Genomic DNA, 18,784 nt, shown 5'->3' with positions numbered 1-18,784 from the left:
GGCCCCTGACCCGGTGCACGGCGGCGGGTGCAGTACACCAACGACCTTTCAGAATGCAGAGGTTGACGCCCAGTCATCCCTGGCCGTTGGCTCCTTCGCCGCCGAAGATGCTCCCGGCCGCCGAGCGCCGCATCGTCTCCAGCGCGTCGATCTGCCGCTGTGCCCGGCCGAGGAGCGTGTTCAGCCGGTCCGTGTCCAGTCGGCTGTCCTGCGGAGCCATCGCGAGCAGCGTGCGCCAGACCAGCGACTTCCCCTCGACGCCCAGCCGCAGGGTCTCCAGCTCGATGAGGGTGCTCAGCCCCGAGCGGCGGTACACGGCACCGTTCGGTTTGAGGCGTCCCAGCAGCTCGGCGGCCCGGCCGCCGTAGATCTTGTAGCGACGGGCGGGCACGCCGAGTGCGCCCATGAGTGCGAGCAGGCTCTCGCGGTCCTCGGCGATCTCCTCGGCGATGCGCCGCAGCTCCGGGCCCCGAACCGAGCGGCGGTGCTGGTCGGCGATACGCCGGGCGAGCCGGGTGCCCGCCGAGGCACCCATGAGGTGATCGTTCAGATAGATCCCGAGCTTGTCGGTCCGCATCCTGGCTCCTTTCCCGGCTGCTTCTTCCTGGCGCAGCCTTTCGCGCTGAGGTACCACCGTGTACGCGGGGTCCTCGGCAGAGGCGATACCGGCGGCGAAGACGCCGAACCGGGTGCAGGCCGAGCCCGCGAGCAGCAGCGCACCCGCGCCCAGTGCGGCGGGGCGGCTCCGGTGCCCGATGAGCGCGGCGCAGGCCGCCCCGCCGACGGTGAGGCCGCGCGCGGCCCGCAGCAGGGTGCCCGCGCGGCCGGTGCGGTAGGTCTCGGCGACCATGCCGAGCCGGCGCTCCGCCAGTCTCATCGAGGTCACATCGGCGACCGCCGCCAGGACGGCCGCACACCGGGCGGGAGCCGTCTCATGGACCGGCGACACCGCGAGGGCCATGCCCGATGCGGCCGCCGTCGCCGATGCCACGAAGACGTAGGGCAGTTCACGGTGGGCGCCGTGCCACGCGGGTACGGCGGTGTCCGCCGCGAGCACCGCCGTGTAGGCGGCCACGGCAGGCCCCAGGAGCGCGGCGCCGCCCGTCGCCGCCGCACCCGCGGCCGGCAGTCTCCTGGTCACCGAAGTCGCGGCGGCCGCGCCCGCGCAGGAGCCGTATCCGGCGAGCAGCCAGGAGCCGACGCTCATCGGGGAGGTCGGCTTGAACACGCGCAGCATGTGGTGGAAACGGCCGGGCCTGCCGAGGTCGTGGATGAGCGCGGCGGTGGAGAGCGAGAGCGCTCCGACGGAGGAGAGCTTCATGGCCCTCGTCATGGTGGTGCGGCCTGTCGCCTGGGCCGCGGCCGCCATCACCGACCCAGCACCCGCGAGACCGCCGAAGAAGAAGTACCCGGCGATGTCCGTCGCCGACCAGGACGGCGCCTTGATGACCGGCCGCCCGTAGTACGAGTCGAACTCGGCGCGCGGCACCATGAGTTCCTCGCCCCGCCGCCTGCGGCCGCCACGGCGCCCGCCGTCCGGCTGGAGACCGCGCGGGGACGCGGTGCGGCCGGGGCGCTCCCCGTGGGTGCCGTCCCTGGTCACGTCGGAGCCGTTCATCGGCGGGCCTTCCTTCCGGCCGTCGCCGCGAACGGCACGGCCTTTCTGCCGGCCGCCGCCGCGGCAGCGAACGACACGGCCACACCGCCGGCGAGGGAGAGTGCGGCGGTCGCGGCGTGCTTCCACATGGCGGGCAGATCGCGGGTGGTGACGACGGGCGCCGGCGGAAGCCCGTACACCTCGGGTTCGTCGAGCAGGAGGAAGAACGCCCCGTCACCGCCGACTCCGTCCCCGGGGTCGTCGCCGTAGAGCCGGGCGTCGGTCACGCCCGCCTCGTGCAGCTGGCCGACGCGCAGTGCCGCCCGCTCCCGCAGCTCGTCGAGCGGCCCGAACTGGATGGATTCCGTCGGGCAGGCCTTGGCGCAGGCGGGCTCCTGCCCGGCGCCGAGCCGGTCGTAGCACATCGTGCACTTGAACGCCCGTCCGTCGGTGGGGCGTTGCTCGATCACGCCGTACGGACAGGCGGGTACGCAGTAACCGCAGCCGTTGCAGATGTCCTCCTGGACGACGACCGTGCCGAACTCCGTGCGGAAGAGGGAACCGGTCGGGCAGACGTCCAGACAGGCGGCGTGGGTGCAGTGCTTGCAGACGTCCGACGACATCAGCCAGCGCACCCCGTCTCCCGGAGCGGGCTGTTCCGCTCCGCGTTGAGCCGCCGCGGGGGGAGTCTCCGTGCCGAGCAGGGGCAGTTCGGTGCGTCCTTCGGGCGACGGCACCGGCTGCTCGATGAAGGCGACATGGCGCCAGGTGGACGCCCCGAGCCCGAGGGTGTTGTCGTAGCTCATCCCGGACAGCGCGATGCCGTCCTCGGGAATCGCGTTCCACTCCTTGCACGCCACCTCGCAGGCCTTGCAGCCGATGCACACGGAGGTGTCGGTGAAGAACCCGACGCGGGGCGGTGCGTCGTCGTGCCCCGCGTCCCGGGCCGGGTCCGGCTCGGGGCCGCTGAGCAGATGGCGTGACTGGCCGGTCACCTCGGTCACTTGACGGTCTCCGTTCCGGTGCGGTCCGTGATGCCCGCCCTGACCCGGTACTCCTCCACCAGCTTCGGCAGCGCGGGCCCGCGTGGTCTGCGGCCCTCGATGATGTCGGCGGTCAGGGCCTTGTCCTCCTGGATGTGGGCGTTCGGGTCGAGCGACATCGCGACGAGTTCGTTGGCGGCGTCCCCGGTGGCCACCCCGTTCGGGCCCCAGTGGAAGGGCAGCCCGATCTGGTGGACCGTGCGGCCGTGGACGGTGAGGGGCCTGATCCGACGCGTCACCAGCACCCGCGCCTCCACGGCGTTGCGGGCGGTGATGATGGTGGCCCAGCCGCCGTTCCGCAGCCCTCGCTCGGCGGCCAGTTCGGGGGAGACCTCGCAGAAGAACTCCGGTTGCAGCTCAGCGAGATAGGGCGACCAGCGGCTCATACCACCCGCCGTGAAGTGCTCCGTGAGGCGGTGGGTCGTCACCACGTACGGATACACCCGGGCGCCCGGCTCGTCGCCGCTCGGGTGGTAGCGGTTGCCCTCGTGCGGCATCAGACGGCGCACGGGCGATCTGGGAACGTTCGGATGGAGTGCGTTCGGGAAGGGCGAGTCCTGGGGCTCGTAGTGGGTCGGCATCGGGCCGTCCTCCAGGCCCGCGGGGGCGTAGAGCCACCCCTTGCCGTCCGCCTGCATGATGAACGGGTCGTCACCGCGCAGCGCGTCCGGGCCGGTCGCCCCGTCCGGCGGCACATGGCCGGGCGCCCGGTCGGCGATGAAGTCCGGGACGTCGTGACCGGTCCAGGAGCGCCGGGCCTCGTCCCACCACACATAGGCCTTCCGCTCGCTCCAGGGCGTCCCGTCGGGGGCGGCCGACGCGCGGTTGTAGAGGATGCGCCGGTTCGCCGGCCATGCCCAGGCCCACTCGGCGGCCACCCAGTCCTGCTCGGTGTGGGGCTTCCTGCGGGCCGCCTGGTTGACGCCGCCGGCCCGGACCCCGCAGTAGATCCAGCAGCCGCACCGGGTGGAACCGTCGTCCCTGAGCTGGGTGTAGGCGCTCAGCGGGGAGCCGTCGGCCGCGTGTCCGTTGATCTCGGCCAGCACGGCTTCGGCGGAGGGCTCGGCGAGATCACCCTCGACGGGGTAGTCCCAGGTGAGGTCCTGGACGGGCCGGTCCGCCGGGTCGGCCGACCCCGCGAGCCGTTCCTTGATGCGCCGTCCGAGGTGGTACGTGAACCACAGGTCGCTGCGTGCGTCGCCGCCGGGTTCCACGGCGGCGTGGTGCCACTGCACCCAGCGGTTGGTGTTGGTGAACGAACCGGACTTCTCGGTGTGCGCCGCGGCGGGGAAGAAGAACACCTCCGTGGCGATGTCCTCCGTGCGGAGTTCCCCGGTCTCGGTCTCGGGGCCGTCCTTCCACCAGGTCGCCGACTCGATCAGCGAGAAGTCCCGCACCACGAGCCACTCCAGATTGGCCATCCCGAGCCGCTGGAGACGTGTGTTGGCCGATCCGACGGCCGGGTTCTCGCCCATCAGGAAGTAGCCCTTGCAGACCCCCTCCAGCTGCGCGAGCACGGTGTCGTACGTGGCGTGGGAGCCGGTGAGCCGCGGCAGGTGGCCGAAGCAGAAGTCGTTGTCGGCGGTGGCCGCTTCCCCGTAGTACGCCTTGAGGAGGCTGACGAAGTAGGCCCGCATGTCGCCCCAGAAGCCCTTGTCGGTCCTGGTCGCGTCGACGAAGGCGTCCAGGTTCTCGTGGGCGTGTGCGTGCGGCATGGGCAGATAGCCCGGCAGCAGGTTGAAGAGGGTGGGGATGTCGCTCGACCCCTGGATGGAGGCGTGCCCGCGCAGCGCCTGGATGCCACCGCCCGGCCGGCCGATGTTGCCGAGGAGGAGCTGGAGGACACTGGCCGCGCGGATGTACTGCGAGCCCACGGTGTGCTGGGTCCAGCCGACCGCGTAGCAGAAGGCGCTGGTGCGGTCGCGTCCCGAGTTCGATGTGAGGGCCTCGCAGACCTCAAGGAACGTCTCGCGGGGGACACCGCAGGTCTGCTCGACCAGTTCGGGTGTGTAACGGGCGTAGTGGCGCTTCAGCACCTGGTAGACGCACCGGGGGTGCTGGAGCGTCTCGTCACGGGGAGCGCTCGCGCGGGTCTGCGCGCCGCCCGAGCCGTGCGCCTCCGACCCGCCCGCCTCGCCGAGCCGCCGGCCGGTGTCGGGGCGCTCCTCCCGCGCCGCGTACTGCTGGTCGGGGTCGCCGGCCGGGGCCTGCACCTGCGCGCCCTCGTACTGCCAGCTCGCGGGTGTGTAGCGGTGGGCCTCCTCGTCCAGGCCGGAGAAGACGCCGTCCAGGTCCTCGGTGTCCCGGAAGTCCTCGCTGACCAGCGTGGCCGCGTTGGTGTACGAGAGGACGTACTCGCGGAAGTCCTTCTCCTCGGTCAGTACGTGGTTGATGACGGCGCCGAGGAAGGCGATGTCGCTGCCCGCGCGGATGGGGACATGCAGATCGGCGAGGGCGCTCGTCCGGGTGAACCGCGGGTCCACATGGATCACCTTCGCGCCGCGCGCCTTGGCCTCCATCACCCACTGGAAGCCCACCGGGTGGGCCTCGGCGTAGTTCGAGCCCTGGATGACGATGCAGTCGGCGTGCTGGAGGTCCTGCATGAAGGTGGTGGCGCCGCCCCGCCCGAACGACGTCCCGAGCCCCGCCACGGTGGAGCTGTGGCAGACGCGCGCCTGGTTCTCCACCTGCACGACGCCCAGACCGGTCAGCAGCTTCTTGATGAGGTAGTTCTCCTCGTTGTCGAGGGTGGCGCCCCCGAGACTCGCGATCCCCAGTGTCCGTGCGGTCCGCAGTCCGTCGAACTCCCACTCCCAGGTGCGGCGCCGGGTCTCCACCACCCGCTCCGCGACCATGTCCATGGCCGTCTCCAGGTCCAGCCGCTCCCACTCGGTGGCGTACGGACGGCGGTACAGGACTTCGTGGCGGCGGGCGTCACCCGTGGTGAGCTGGAGGGTCGCCGAGCCCTTGGGGCACAGCCGGCCCCGGCTGACGGGGGATTCGGGGTCGCCCTCGATCTGCACGACGGCGTCGTCCGTGACGTACACCTGCTGGCCGCAGCCGACCGCGCAGTAGGGACAGACCGACTTGACGACACGGTCCGCGGTCTCGGTTCGGGCCCGGAGGCCGGCGGTACGGGGAGAGGCGGCTGCGCTGCCCCGGCCGAGCGGGTCGGAGCCGGTGAGCTGCCGGTAGACGGGCCAGTCCCGGACCAGCCTGCGGATCCCCATCGTTGCCTCCTGCGGCTCTCGGTTCCCGTCATCAGCCTCACCTGACGGATCCGGTTCGGCAACGCGGACCGGTGGGAGCGGGGGGACGGGAACGGGGCCGTTCCCCCGGCTCGGGGGGACCGGCTACGCGTCGCTGTCCACCGTTGCGCCCGGGGTGTGTGCGACGACCCGGCCGTTCTCGATCAGCCGCCTGATCCCGTACGTGGCCACCGCGGCCACCGCCATCGCGGCGACCAGGAACCACAGTCCGGCGACCGCGGACCCGGTGCGGTCCACGATCACGCCGATGCCCATCGGGCCGAAGCCGCCGCCGAGGTTGCCGACGGCGTTGATCATGGCGATGCCGGAGGCGGCCTGCACCCCGGTCAGAAACCGTGACGGCAGGGACCAGAGCACCGGCTGACCGGCGAAGATGCACATCGCCGCGAGGCTGATGAAGGCCATCTGGAGCACATGGGCGCCGGAGGGGACCAGCGCGGAGCCCGCGAGGCCGAGGGCGCCGACGGCGGCGGTCCCGGCGATCCACGGGTAGCGGGAGCCGCTGCGGTCGGCGAGCTTGGGCACGGCGTACAGGCCGATGGCCACGAAGACGTACGGGACCGCGGTGACGAAACCTACGGCGGTCCCGGACAGACCGCCGAAACCGTCCACGATCGTCGGCAGCCAGAAGCTCAGCCCGTAGGCACCGAGCGGGAAGCACAGGTAGTACAGGGACATCAGGACCACGCGCCTGTCCCGGAGGGTCCGCAGCGGGGACTCGTGGGCCCCGTCCAGCGCGGTGCTCTCGGCAGCCAGTTCGGTGGCGATCCACTCCTTCTGGCCGGTCCTGAGCCAGCCGGTCTCCTCGGGGCCGCCGGGCAGGACGCGCAGGGTCACGAAGCCGAGGAGCACCGCGGGCACACCGGTCGCGACGAAGATCCACTGCCAGCCCTTGAGGCCGAGCACGCCATCGAGACCGCCGAGCGCGCCCATCAGCGGGTTCCCGATGATGAAGGCGAGCGGGGTGGACATCATGAACCAGCCCGTCATCCGGGCGCGGTAGCGGTACGGATACCACTTGGTCAGGAAGTAGAGGACCCCCGGATAGAAGCCGGCCTCGGCCGCGCCCAGCAGAAAGCGGGCGGTGTAGAACTGCCAGCCGCTGCTGACCAGCGCGGTGAGGGCGGTGACCAGGCCCCAGCTGATCAGGATGCGGGCGAACCAGCGGCGGGCCCCGAACCGTTCGAGGAAGATGTTGCTGGGCACCTCGAAGATCGCGTAGGCGACGAAGAAACACACCTGGCCGAGGGTGAACGCGGCGTTGGACAGGCCCAGTTCGCTCTGGAGGGTCAGCTTGGCGAAGCCGATGTTCGAGCGGTCCACATAGGCGACCAGATAGAGCAGGACCAGGAACGGCATCAGCCGCCAGGTCACCGCCTTCATCGTGGTGCGTTCCGTCGTGGTCTCCATGGCTTTCCTCCTGGGTGCGCTGGTCATCATCGACCCTTCCGACGCGTCCTCCGGACACGCCTGGACCGTATCGTGATTTGATAGCACCATTAAGGGGCGGCGGGACACGACTAGGTCACAGCCGCTGCCCACCGCACGGATCACGGCCCAGCACGGATCACGACACAGCACCGGCATATGGCCCAGCACAGGCTCACCACACTGAAAGGACCACCACATGGCACCGCAGCTACGCAGCGCCGCCTGGTTCGGGGACGGCGGCAAGAACGGCTTCATCGCCCGCCATCATCTGCGGGCCATGGGGCGCGGCGGCCACAATTTCGACGGCCGCCCGGTCATCGGCATCTGCAACACCTTCTCCGAGCTGACGCCCTGCAACGGCCATCTCCAGCTCATCGCGGAGGCGGTGAAGCGCGGGGTGCTCCAGGCCGGGGGCTTTCCGCTCGAATTCCCTGCGATGTCGCTCGGCGAGCCGTTCCTGCGCCCGACCTCCATGCTCTACCGCAATCTGGCCGCGATGGAGATAGAGGAGCAGATACGGGCCAACCCCATCGATGCCGTCGTCCTGCTCACCGGCTGCGACAAGACGACCCCCGCCGCCCTGATGGGGGCGGCCAGCGCGGGCGTGCCCGCGATGGTCTTCACCGGCGGCCCGATGCTCAACGGCCGCTTCCAGGGCCGAGCCGTGGGCTCCGGCACCGATATCTGGCGGATGACGGAGGAGCTGCGGGCCGGGACCATCACCCAGGAGGAGTTCACCGAATTCGAGTCATCGCTGAACCGCTCGGCCGGCCACTGCATGACCATGGGCACCGCGTCCACCATGGCCTGTCTGACCGAGGCCCTGGGCATGATGGTCCCCGGCGGCTCGGGCCTGCCCGCGGTCGACGCCCGGCGCGGCACGCTCGCCGAGGAGACCGGAGCCCGCGCCGTGGAGCTGGCGACCAGCGGCCTCACCCCGCAGCGGATCATGACGCGTGCGGCCTTCGAGAACGCCGTCCGCGTCAACGCGGCCATCGGCGGTTCCACCAACGCGGTGGTGCATCTGCTCGCCATCGCGGGACGCCTGGGCGTGCCGCTCACCCTCGGCGACTTCGACCGGCTGGGCGCCGAACTCCCGCTGCTGATCGATCTGATGCCGTCCGGCCGCTTCCTGATGGAGGAGTTCGCCTACGCGGGCGGGCTGCCCGCCCTCATCAACCAGCTGCGCGAACACCTCCACCCCGACACCGTCACGGTGACCGGCCGCTCGCTCCTGGAGAACTGCGCGGGTGCCGAGGTGTACGACCGCGAGGTCATCCGGCCCTTCGCTGACCCGGTGCTGCCCGCGGGCAGTGGTACGGCCGTGCTGCACGGCAATCTCGCCCCGGACGGCGCCGTCGTCAAGCAGTCCGCGGCTGACCCGCGGCTGCTCAGCCATACCGGTCCGGCCCTGGTCTTCGACTCGCTCGACGCCTATCTGGAGGTCGTCGAGGACCCGGACCTCGATGTCACGGCCGACACGGTGCTCGTCGTACGGAACACCGGCCCCCGGGGCTACCCCGGGATGCCGGAGGTGGGCAATCTCGCCCTGCCGAAGAAGCTGCTCGACGCGGGTGTGCGGGACATGGTCCGGATCTCCGACGCCCGGATGTCGGGGACCGCATTCGGTGCCTGTGTGCTGCATGTGGCACCCGAGGCGGCCGTGGGCGGCCCGCTCGCCCTCGTACGCACCGGGGACCGGGTCCGTCTCGACGTCCCGGGCCGCCGTCTCGACGTCCTGGTGGACGATGCCGAGCTGGAGCGGCGCAGGGACGGGTGGACAGCGCCCGAACCGCCCGCCGAACGCGGCTGGACCTACCTCTACACCCAGCATGTGACCCAGGCGGACACCGGTGTCGACCTGGACTTCCTGGTCGGCTCCACCGACTCCGCCCCGCCGCGCCACGCCTTCTGAGGAGCTGTTCGCCATGACCGACACACCCGAGGCCGGTACGTCCACGGCCGACAAGGCCAGGGCCGGCGCAGCCAGGACTGGTACGCCAAGGACGGGCACGCCCAAGAACGCAGAGGCCCTGGTGCGCGGTGTCTCGCCCGTGCTCGAAGTGCCCTTCCACGACAACGGCGAGCTGGACCCGGAAGGCTTCACGACCGTGGTCGACCGGGTGCTGGCCACCGGGGTCAGCTCGGTGATGTTCCCCGGATTCGCCGGAGAGTTCCACAAACTGGACGGCGCTGAGAGGGAGTTGCTCACCGGGCTGCTGCTCGGCCGCACCCGGGACGAGCCCGGCGTCGCCGCCATCGTGTCGGTGCCCGACCATGCGACCCGGCATGCGGTCGCCCAGGCCGAGTCCGCCGCCGGGCGCGGCGCCGACGCGCTCAATCTGCTGCCACCGCATTTCCTCGGCCCTTCACGCGAAGCCGTACTGGCCCATGTACGGGCGGTGCTCGCCGCGGTCGATCCGCTGCCGGTCGTCCTGCAGTACGCCCCCGCGCAGACCGGGACCGCTCTGGACGCCCCGACCCTGCACCGGCTCGCGGCCGAGCACGCCAACCTGCGCTGGGTGAAGGTCGAGTCCGCGCCACCCGGCCGCTTCATCGCGGCCCTCGCGGCGGGTGAGCGGCCGCTGCCCGCGCTCGTCGGCTACGCGGGTCTCCAACTGCCGGACGCACTGCGGCGCGGCGCGGTCGGAGTGCAGCCCGGCTGCTCCTTCACCGAGCTGTACGTCGAGCTGTGGCGCCGCTGGGAGGCCGGCGACGAGGACGGATGTGCCGCCCTGCACACCCGGATGACGCCCTTTCTCTCGTACTGGATGCAGAACGTGGAGCTGATCGTCGCCGCGGAGAAGGAGATCTCGGTGCGCCGCGGCTGGTTCGGCTCGGCGCACTGCCGGGCTCCCGGGCACCGCCTCGACCAGGAGGAACTGCGCATGATCGACCGCTTCTGCGCGGAATTCTCCTCTCTGATACCGGAGTTGGCACGATGAACGGGACCGGGGTCGTCACCTGCGGGGAGGCGATGCTGCTGATGGTCGCCGAGCCCGGCATCCCGCTGGAGCGGGCCACCGCCTTCCGGCGTTCGGTCGCGGGCGCGGAGTCCAATGTCGCGGCCGGTCTGGCCAGGCTCGGCCACCCGGTGCGCTGGCTCGGCCGGGTCGGCGACGATCCGGCCGGGCGGGCGGTACTGGCCCAGCTGCGGGCCGACGGCATCGACACCTCGTACGCCGGGACTGACCCCGGCGCGCCCACCGGGCTGCTGCTGCGCGACAGCCACCCGGCGAGGGCGATCGACGTGCAGTACCACCGGGCGGGCTCCGCCGCTTCGCTCCTCGGGCCCGAAGGGCTGACCCGGGAGATGCTGGGCGGCGCGGGCATCGTCCACCTCACCGGCATCACCCCGATGCTCTCGGACTCCGCACACCTCGCCACGCTCCGGCTCTTCGAGCTGGCGCACGAGGCGGGGGCCACGGTCTCCTTCGATCCGAACGTACGGCTGAAACTCGGCAGTCCGCAGCGGTGGCGCGAGGTCGTCGGGCCGCTCCTGGACCGGGCAGACCTGGTCCTCGCCGGCGAGGACGAGCTGGAGGTGCTCGGCGGGACGGGCCCGGAGCGGCTGCTGGCGGCCGGGGTGCGGACCGTGGTGGTCAAGCACCGCGACAAGTCGGCCTCCTGCCGTACGGCGGACGGGGCGTGGGAGCAGCCGGCCTTCCGGGTCCCGGTGACCGACCCGGTGGGCGCGGGGGACGCGTTCGCCGCCGGGTTCCTCTCCGGGGTGCTGCGCTCCGAGCCGTACGACGTGTGTCTGCGGACGGCTGCCGCCGTGGCGGCGCTCGTCGTGCAGTGCGTCACAGACACCGACGGGCTGCCCGGCCGGACGGGTCTTGACCGGGCGCTCGCCGCGTTCTCCGGCGGCGCCGAGGCCGTCCACCGCTGACCGTCGTTCCCAGGACCGTTCCGTACCCCTCTCGTCAGTCGTCTCTTCTTCCCAGGAGCAACACACCATGGACCACATGTACCGCTGGGAGACCGTCCGGGCCGTCACGGCTCAGCGCGTCTTCGGCATCGTCCGCACCGCCGGCCCCGATGAGGCGGTCGCCGCCGCCGACGCCGTACTCGACGCCGGGCTGCACGCGGTGGAGGTCGCCCTCACGACGCCGGGCGTGCTGAGCGCGGTGGCCCGGCTGACCGGACGGCGCCCCGGCGCCCTGATCGGAGCGGGCACCGTGCTCGACGCGGCCGCGGCGCGGGCGGCCGTCGAGGCGGGCGCCCGCTTCCTGGTCTCGCCCAGCCTCCACCCGGAGGTCATCCGTACCGGACACCGCTACGGCGTCCCCGTCCTCCCCGGCGTGACCACCCCGACCGAAATGGTGCGGGCCCTGGAGGAGGGCGCCGACGCCCTGAAGCTCTTCCCCGCATCGGCGGTGGAGCCGTCCTGGCTGCGCGATGTACGGGCCGCGCTGCCCCAGGCGCCCGTAATTCCCACGGGAGGTGTGACAATCGAGAACGCACCGGAGTGGATCGCGGCCGGTGCCGTCGCCTGCGGTATGGGCTCGGCACTGACATCGGGCGGGCCACAGGCGGCGGGGGAGCGGATCGCCGCCCTCCTGGGCCGCCTCGCGGCAGCCCGCTGACCACACCGGACCGGACACATCGGCAGACGGGGAACGACGTGGAGCTTCAAGGCCTGCACGGCCAGGTGGTCGACCGGATCGGCCAGTCGCTCGCGGCGGAGGAGATCCGTGCGGGCGAGGTGCTGCGCCTGGAGGACGTACAGGAGCGGTACGGCGTCTCCCGCACCGTGGCCCGGGAGGCCGTACGGGTCCTGGAGTCGAAGCGGGTCGTCACCAGCCGTCCCCGCGTCGGCATCACCGTACGGCCCGTCACCGACTGGAATCTGTACGACCCCCAGGTCATCCGCTGGCGGCTGGCCTCCCCGCGCCGGGAGACCCAGCTGCGCGAACTGGCCGAGCTGCGGGCCGCGGTGGAACCGTCGGCGGCCGCGCTCGCCGCGACGGGCGCGGGTGACGGGGAACGCCGCGCCCTGAGCGCGCATGCGCAGGCGATGGCCGGCGCGGCCCGCGCGGGGGACAGCCGGGGCTTCATCGCGGCCGACGCGGCGTTCCACCGGGCGCTGCTCACCGCGTCGGGCAATGGGATGTTCGCCCAGCTCTCCGAGGTGACCGAAGAGCTGCTCGTGGCGCGGCGGGAGCTGCTGCTGATGCCCGATCAGGTGGAGACGGACACGGTCCGCCGCCACCAGGAGGTCGCCGACGCCATCGCCGAGGGCCGCGCAGCGGATGCCGCCCGTGCGGTGAGTGCGGTCGTGGAAGCCGCCCGCAGCGAGGTCGAGCAGCTCCTGGAGGGCGGCTCGGCCTGTGCCTTGGGCGGCTGACGGCTCAGCTCCGGGACGCACGGCGGTCCGGCCCCGGGCCGCACGACGGGTCGGCGCCCGGGCCCTACGGCGGCTCAGCCCTACGGCGGCTCAGCCCTCGGACCGCACGGCCACCGGCGCCGCATCGGCGCCGGTGGCCTCCGACGTCTCGGCGGCCAGCCGGCCCGGCGTGGTGAAGCGGCCGGCCACGACCGCCACCACCGCACCCAGCAGCATCGCGCCGGCGATCACGAGCAGCGGCGCGTCGAAGGACCCGGTGGCGTCCTTGACGACACCGATCAGCGGGGTGACCGCGAGCCCCGCGACATTCGCGAAGGCATTGATGAAGGCGACCCCGGCCGCCGCCGCGACGCCGGTCATGAAGGCCGTCGCGCTGCCCCAGAGCGCGGGAACCGCGGCCCACGCCGCCCCGGTGGAGAGCGCGAGAAGCCGGCCACTCCCGGACCCGCCGCCACACTCGCGACGAGCAGCACACCCGAGACGGCCATCGGCACCGCCATGTGCAGCGCGTGCTTCCCGCGCCGGTCGACGGAGCGTGCGACGACCACCATGGCGACCACGGCCAGCGCATAGGGGACCGCGGTGAGCAGGGTCGTCACGAAGTCGCTCGGGTCACCGAAACCGCCCTGGATCACCTGCGGCATCCACAGGGTCAGACCGATGCTGTCGAACGAGTAGAGGAAGAAGAAGAGGGCGAGCAGCAGCACCCCGGGACTGGTGAGCGCCTCGCGTACGGAGACCGAGCGCCGCCCCGCGACCTCGGCGCGCTCCTGGTCGAGCCGGTCGGTGAGCCAGCGCCGGTTGCGCTCGGGCAGCCAGGCGGCGTCCTGCGGGGTGTCGGTCAGTGACTTCAGGACGATGAACCCGAGCAGTACGGCGGGCACCGCCTCGACCACGAACAGCCACTTCCAGCCCGGCGTGGAGAGCACGCCGTCCATCTTCATGACCAGACCGCTGAGCGGGGAGCCGATGACCGTGGCGAGCGCGGCGCCCACGTAGAAGCGGCCCATCGCCCGGCCCCGGTGGCTGACGGGGAACCAGCGGGCGAGGTACCAGATGATGCCCGGCGTGAAGCCCGCCTCGGCGGCGCCGAGGAACAGCCGTACGAGATAGAAGGACTGCGCACCCCCGACCAGGGCCATACAGCCGGAGACGACGCCCCACGAGATCATGATGCGGGCGATCCAGCGGCGCGCGCCGAGTCTGGCGAGCAGCACATTGCTGGGTACCTCGAAGACGACATAGGTGGCGAAGAACAGACTGGCGCCGAGCCCGAACTGAGCCGCGGTCAGCCCGATGGCCCGGTTCATCGTGAGGGCCGCGACCGACAGATTGGAACGGTCGATGTAGGCGACGAGGTAGCAGATGACGATCAGGGGCATCAGCCTCCTGGTCACCCGGCTCATCGTGTCGTGCTCCAGGCCGCCGTCGTCCCTGCCGACCGCGCTGTCCTGATCGGGGTTCATCGGCCCCCTCCGTCCGGGCTGCCGGTGTGCGACATATGCACACCGGATTCCAATGGTGCTATGATCGGCCTAATGGTGCGGGTGTGGGCCGCCCGTGTCAACGGCCGGGGTGCTCATGGAGGCCGACGGCTGACCGATGGCAGACGGAAGACAAGGGGCCGGGGATGTCGCAGACCGTGCAACGCGCCATGGAGATAGTGGAGTTCACCAGTGCGTCCCCGCGCACCCTCGCGGACATCTCCGAACGCCTCGGCGTCCACCGCACCACGGCCCTGCGTCTGCTCCAGACCCTGCACGCCGGCGGCCTCGCCCGGCGCCTGCCCGACGGCCGGTGGGGCGCGGGCGCCCGGCTCGCCTCGCTCGCCGCCCGCTCGTCCGGTCAGTTCGGGCTGCGCGACACCGCCCGGCCGCATCTCGCGGCGCTCCAGGAACACACCGGCCACACCGTGCATCTGGCCGCGCTCCGCGACGACTCGATCGTCTACATCGACAGCGTCTCGCCGCCCGGCCCGGTCCGCCTCTACGCCAGGATCGGCCGGGCCGTACCGCTCCACACGGCGGGCGTGAGCAAGGCGATCCTCGCGCACCTTCCGCCCGCCCACACCCAACAGCTCCTCGACGGCTGGGAATTCACCCTCCACACCGCCACCACACTCACCACCCGGGCCGCCCTCGACGACGAACTGGCGGCGGTCCTGGAACGCGGCTGGGCCGTGGACGACGGGGAGTTCGAGGAGTTCGTGCACTGTGTCGCCGTCCCGGTGCGCAACGCCCACGGCGAGGTGACGGCCGCCGTCTCGCTCACCGCGCTGCGCGCCCAGGCCGACCGTGCGGAACTGCACGGCCTGCTGCCCGAGGTGCGCCGGTGCGCCCGGCTGGTCTCGGCGGATCTCGGGTTCCTGCCCTGACGCTCCCCTTCCGCATACCCCGATCGCGACTCCCGGAGGATCCACGATGACCGCGCCCACCTGCGCAGCGCCCGCCGTCCATGTAGGCCCCGAGCCGGTGCCCGTACTGCTCGAAGCGGTACGGGCCGGGGGCGGGCGGCCCGTACCCCTGGCGGAGGCCGAGGCCATCGTCTACTTCGGCAGCGACGACCCGGCCGAGCTGGACGGAATGCTCCATGAACGCATCCGCTGGGTGCAGTTGCCGCATGCGGGGGTGGAGCGCTGGGCGGACGCGGGAGTGATCCGCGCGCAGCCGGTCTTCACCGCGGCCACCGGTTCGTACGGGGAGGCCGTCGCGGAACACGCCCTCGCGCTGATGCTGGCGGCGGCGCGCGGGCTGCACCGGCTGGCGCGGTCCCGCGAGTGGAGCGCCAACCTCACCCGGGAGTTCGCCGGTTCGGCCGTCGCCGTCGTCGGCTGCGGCGGCATAGGCCGCTCACTGATCCGGCTGCTGGAGCCGTTCGGCTGCCGGATCCTGGCGGTCTCCGACCGCGGCGAGGTCCCGGGCGCGGAGCGTACTGTGCCGCGTGCCGCCTTCCGGGAGGTGCTGCCCGATGCGGACTTCGTGGTGGGTGCGGCGCCCGCGACCCCCGACACCCGCGGTATGTTCGGGGCGGCGGAGTTCGCCCTGATGCGTCAGGACGCCTGGCTGGTCAATGTCGCCAGAGGCGGTCTGGTCGTCACCGCTGATCTGGTGGACGCGCTGAAGAACGGCACGATCGGGGGAGCGGCACTGGATGTCACCGACCCCGAACCGCTGCCCGCCGGACATGAGCTGTGGGGGCTGGAGAACGCGCTGATCACGCCGCACTGCGCCAACCCGCGCTCCTCGTACTGGCGTGGGCTCGCCGAACGGGTCGAGGCCAACGTCGCCGGGTTCGCAGCCGGCCGCCCGCTGGCGGGCACCGTCACCCCGGTGCGGGGCTTCTGAGACCGGGCTGGGTCCGGGGCCGATCCTGGGGCCCAGAGTGCAGGCGGACCGCGCCCACCCCATCGGCGTCGGCCGGCTGCGGACTTCTGCGGCAGGGCACAGCCTCAGCGGCGCCGACGCCGTACCAGACGGCGGAACGCCCGCGCTCCGCCCTCCGGTGTGGGCAGTGTGCCGGCGACCGCGTCCGCCAGGAGGGTGCCGACCGTCTCGGCCGCGCAGGTGCGGTTCGCGCCGATGCCTCCCGAAGGCCCGCGTTTGATCCAGCCCACGACATACGTCCCCGGTCTGCCGGGAACCCGGCCGCCCTCGTGGGGAACGGTTCCGGTGGTCTCGTCGAACGGCAGCTCCGCCTGGGGCACTCCGTGGTACCCGATGGCCCGCAGCGCCAGCCCGGCCGGTATCTCCGTCTCGCCGCCCCCGCCCCCGTCGCCGTCGCCATGGTCGCGGCCGTCGGTCACACGCACCGCGCGAAGGCTCCCGTCCCCGCGCATCTCCACCGGCGCGGAGTGGAAACGGAGGACGATACGGCGGCGCCCTGCCGGGTCCGGTGGCCGGGACCAGTCGACGGGCTCCCTCGCCACGCCCTGGAGCACCGCGGCCTTGTCCCCGGGCCCGGCCGCGTCGATCACGGCCCCGATCCGCTCGTCGTGGGCGTCCACGACCAGGTCCACTCCGGGAAGGTGCTTGAGCGCGAGCAGTTCGGAGCGGGTGTAGGCGGCGTCCCCGGGGCCGCGGCGCCCGAGCAGTACGACCTCGCGCACCTTGCTGCGGCGCAACTCGGCCAGCGCGTGCCCGGCGATGCCGGTACCGGCCAGCGACCCGGGGTCGGATGCCAGGATCCGTGCGACATCGAGCGCGACGTTGCCGTTGCCGACCACCACGACACGTTCGGCGGAGAGGGCGACGGCGTCCGGTGCGACCTCCGGATGCGCGTTGTACCAGGCGACGACCGTGGTCGCGGAGAGGCTGCCCGTCCGGTCCTCGCCGGGGATGCCGAGCCGCCGGTCGGTGGCGGCGCCCACGGCGTAGATCACCGCGTCGTGGTGCGCGGCGAGTTCCACGGCGGTGACGTCCTCACCCACATCGACGCCGAGGTGCAGTCGCACACGCGGGTGGGTGTGGAAGCGGGCGAAGGTGTCGCCGATCTTCTTGGTCGCCGGGTGGTCGGGAGCCACCCCGTAGCGGATGAGTCCGCCGGCCACCGGAAGCCGGTCGACGAGTGTCACCTCGGCCCGGGTGTGCAGCAGCAGATCCTCTGCGGCGTACATGCCGGCCGGCCCGGTGCCGACGATCGCCACCCGCAGCGGCCGGAAGTCCGCCGGCAGGACTCGCTCGAAGGACGGCCGGCCCCAGGCGTGGAAGTTCGGCCCGAAGCCGGACGCCCCGGGGGCCTCCGCTGTCTCAGCCTCCTGCGCCGGCCGTGTCCCGGGTCGTTCGAAGTAGGCCGCGTTGATGTCGGCGTACTCCTGCTGCCCGTTGGTCAGACTGTCCACCGGCAGGACGGCGTCCACGGGGCAGGCATCGACGCAGGCACCGCAGTCGATGCAGGTCTTCGGGTCGATGTACAGCATCTCCGTGCTGCCGAAGGCCCGCTCGTCGGGCGTGGGGTGGATGCAGTTGACCGGGCAGACGGCCACACAGGTGGCGTCGGCGCAGCAGGTCTGGGTGATCGCGTAGGCCATGTCGTCCGCTCGGCTGAAGGTCGTCAGATCAGGTGGGCGCGCTTGTAGAAGAAGAGTGCGGGCCTGGTGAGCAGCCCCGCCGAAGTCAGGAACTCCATCAGGCCCGAACAGCTCGACCGCATCATCGACTTGTGGTGCTCGTTCGCCTTCGCCTCACGGATGCCACGCTCCTCGTCGAGACCGGCGTTCGCGTAGACCTTCCGGTTCACCATGCTGGTGACGATGACGTAGGACGCCACCGCGATCAGGAGCGAGTGGATCTCGCGGCGCACCCGTCCGGCGCGGGCGAGGCGCTTGCGCGTCTCGTCGCGGGCGAACTTCATGTGCCGGGATTCCTCGACGACATGGATGTTGTTGATGGTGCGGACGAACGGCACGACCCGCTCGTCGCGCATCCAGTCGCGCTGCATGACGTCGAGTACCTCCTCGGCGACCAGGATGGCCGCGTACGCCGCCTCACCGAACGCGACCGTCTTGAAGAACCTGCCGAGTTCGACCGCGAGGCGGTGCGGGCGGTACGCCGGGGCCCGCAGTTTCTTCGCACCCCGGGCGAACATGATCGAGTGACGGCACTCGTCGGCTATCTCCGTGAGCGCCCACTGGAAGGTGTCGTCCGTCGGGTCCTTGGTGTAGATGTCCCGGAGCACCATCTGCTGCAGGATCATCTCGAACCAGATCCCGGTGCTGGCCACCGACGCCGCCTCCTGCCGCGTCAGCGCCTTGCGCTGCGCGTCGGTCAGCTCGTTCCAGTACTCCGTCCCGTACAGGGTGCTCCACTCCGGGCTCGCGCCGTGGAAGTCCTCGTCGAGCGGGGTTTCCCAGTCCACCTCGGTGAGCGGGTCGTACGAGAGCTGTGCGGAGGAGTCGAGAAGGCGCCGCGCGATGCTGTCCCCGGGGGCGGCATCGTCGGTCCCGGGCCGCGGGATGCTGAGGGTCATGCGGGGGCTCCTCGTCGGTCGAGTGCGTGAAGTGCCTCATCCACTGCTGCCTGCTGCCTGCTGCCATTACCACTAGTAACAGCATCGCTTGTTGACGGACCATATAACAAGAGTCGTCGACTGCCTACCC

14 protein-coding genes and 1 pseudogene are annotated in these 18,784 nt (G+C 71.8%); 7 read left to right on the top strand and 8 right to left on the bottom strand.

Features of this window, described 5'->3' with window-relative positions; all coding sequences use genetic code 11:
• Window positions 1-607: 607 nt before the first annotated feature.
• The 4 genes and pseudogenes from nrfD to ACFXBC_RS18950 form a co-directional block, all read right to left on the bottom strand.
• Window positions 608-1,618: pseudogene (nrfD, locus tag ACFXBC_RS18965) on the bottom strand (NrfD/PsrC family molybdoenzyme membrane anchor subunit); the annotation flags it as partial.
• Window positions 1,615-2,601, bottom strand: a complete 987-nt coding sequence (locus ACFXBC_RS18960; RefSeq protein ID WP_385025131.1) for a 4Fe-4S dicluster domain-containing protein — start codon at window positions 2,599-2,601, stop codon at window positions 1,615-1,617. The gene ACFXBC_RS18960 and the pseudogene nrfD, both read right to left, overlap by 4 nt.
• A complete protein-coding gene (fdh, locus tag ACFXBC_RS18955; protein ID WP_385025128.1) occupies window positions 2,598-5,870 on the bottom strand; it encodes a formate dehydrogenase in 3,273 nt (1,090 codons plus the stop codon). Before fdh ends, ACFXBC_RS18960 begins: the two co-directional genes overlap by 4 nt.
• Before the next feature lie 123 nt (window positions 5,871-5,993).
• Window positions 5,994-7,319: an MFS transporter gene (locus ACFXBC_RS18950; protein WP_385025125.1), complete on the bottom strand. Its 1,326-nt coding sequence runs from the start codon at window positions 7,317-7,319 to the stop codon at window positions 5,994-5,996.
• A gap of 217 nt (window positions 7,320-7,536) precedes the next feature.
• Here ACFXBC_RS18950 and ACFXBC_RS18945 point away from each other — a divergent pair, with 217 nt between their 5' ends.
• The 5 genes from ACFXBC_RS18945 to ACFXBC_RS18925 all read left to right on the top strand — a co-directional run bounded on the left by ACFXBC_RS18945 (window position 7,537) and on the right by ACFXBC_RS18925 (window position 12,690).
• Entirely contained in the window at window positions 7,537-9,255 is a 1,719-nt protein-coding gene (locus ACFXBC_RS18945) for an IlvD/Edd family dehydratase (RefSeq protein WP_385025122.1), read from the top strand.
• Window positions 9,256-9,268: 13 nt separating this feature from the next.
• Window positions 9,269-10,285 carry a dihydrodipicolinate synthase family protein gene (locus ACFXBC_RS18940; RefSeq protein ID WP_385025119.1) on the top strand — a complete coding sequence of 339 codons (1,017 nt, stop codon included), beginning with the start codon at window positions 9,269-9,271 and terminating at the stop codon, window positions 10,283-10,285.
• Complete coding sequence (locus ACFXBC_RS18935; protein WP_385025116.1) at window positions 10,282-11,232, top strand: sugar kinase; 951 nt, start codon at window positions 10,282-10,284, stop codon at window positions 11,230-11,232. Before ACFXBC_RS18940 ends, ACFXBC_RS18935 begins: the two co-directional genes overlap by 4 nt.
• 76 nt (window positions 11,233-11,308) lie before the next feature.
• Window positions 11,309-11,929: a bifunctional 4-hydroxy-2-oxoglutarate aldolase/2-dehydro-3-deoxy-phosphogluconate aldolase gene (locus tag ACFXBC_RS18930; protein WP_385025134.1), complete on the top strand. Its 621-nt coding sequence runs from the start codon at window positions 11,309-11,311 to the stop codon at window positions 11,927-11,929.
• 38 nt (window positions 11,930-11,967) lie between these two features.
• On the top strand, window positions 11,968-12,690 hold the full coding sequence (locus ACFXBC_RS18925; RefSeq protein WP_385025113.1) for a FadR/GntR family transcriptional regulator: 723 nt from the start codon (window positions 11,968-11,970) through the stop codon (window positions 12,688-12,690).
• A 90-nt stretch (window positions 12,691-12,780) separates the two neighbouring features.
• Here ACFXBC_RS18925 and ACFXBC_RS18920 read toward each other — a convergent pair whose 3' ends face one another.
• Both ACFXBC_RS18920 and ACFXBC_RS18915 read right to left on the bottom strand, forming a co-directional pair.
• Window positions 12,781-13,050, bottom strand: coding sequence for a hypothetical protein (locus ACFXBC_RS18920; protein ID WP_385025110.1), 270 nt, complete (start codon window positions 13,048-13,050; stop codon window positions 12,781-12,783).
• Window positions 13,047-14,156 carry an MFS transporter gene (locus tag ACFXBC_RS18915; protein WP_385025107.1) on the bottom strand — a complete coding sequence of 370 codons (1,110 nt, stop codon included), beginning with the start codon at window positions 14,154-14,156 and terminating at the stop codon, window positions 13,047-13,049. The genes ACFXBC_RS18920 and ACFXBC_RS18915 overlap by 4 nt, the downstream gene beginning before the upstream one ends.
• A 164-nt stretch (window positions 14,157-14,320) precedes the next feature.
• Between ACFXBC_RS18915 and ACFXBC_RS18910 the strand changes: the two genes are divergently transcribed.
• Complete coding sequence (locus ACFXBC_RS18910; RefSeq protein ID WP_385025104.1) at window positions 14,321-15,064, top strand: IclR family transcriptional regulator; 744 nt, start codon at window positions 14,321-14,323, stop codon at window positions 15,062-15,064.
• Between the two features lie 46 nt (window positions 15,065-15,110).
• On the top strand, window positions 15,111-16,034 hold the full coding sequence (locus tag ACFXBC_RS18905; protein WP_385025101.1) for a D-isomer specific 2-hydroxyacid dehydrogenase family protein: 924 nt from the start codon (window positions 15,111-15,113) through the stop codon (window positions 16,032-16,034).
• A 104-nt stretch (window positions 16,035-16,138) separates the two neighbouring features.
• Here ACFXBC_RS18905 and ACFXBC_RS18900 read toward each other — a convergent pair whose 3' ends face one another.
• Together ACFXBC_RS18900 and ACFXBC_RS18895 are read right to left on the bottom strand one after the other, a co-directional pair.
• Window positions 16,139-17,716: an FAD-dependent oxidoreductase gene (locus ACFXBC_RS18900; protein ID WP_385025098.1), complete on the bottom strand. Its 1,578-nt coding sequence runs from the start codon at window positions 17,714-17,716 to the stop codon at window positions 16,139-16,141.
• A gap of 23 nt (window positions 17,717-17,739) precedes the next feature.
• Window positions 17,740-18,654 (bottom strand): diiron oxygenase, encoded by a 915-nt coding sequence (locus tag ACFXBC_RS18895; protein ID WP_385025095.1) that lies wholly within the window; start codon window positions 18,652-18,654, stop codon window positions 17,740-17,742.
• Window positions 18,655-18,784: the final 130 nt, after the last annotated feature.

Source organism: Streptomyces sp. NPDC059398 (genome assembly GCF_042751845.1).
Lineage (GTDB): Bacteria > Actinomycetota > Actinomycetes > Streptomycetales > Streptomycetaceae > Streptomyces.
Note: the sequence above shows the minus strand (reverse complement) of the source record. Positions and strands in the feature narration are given on the sequence as shown.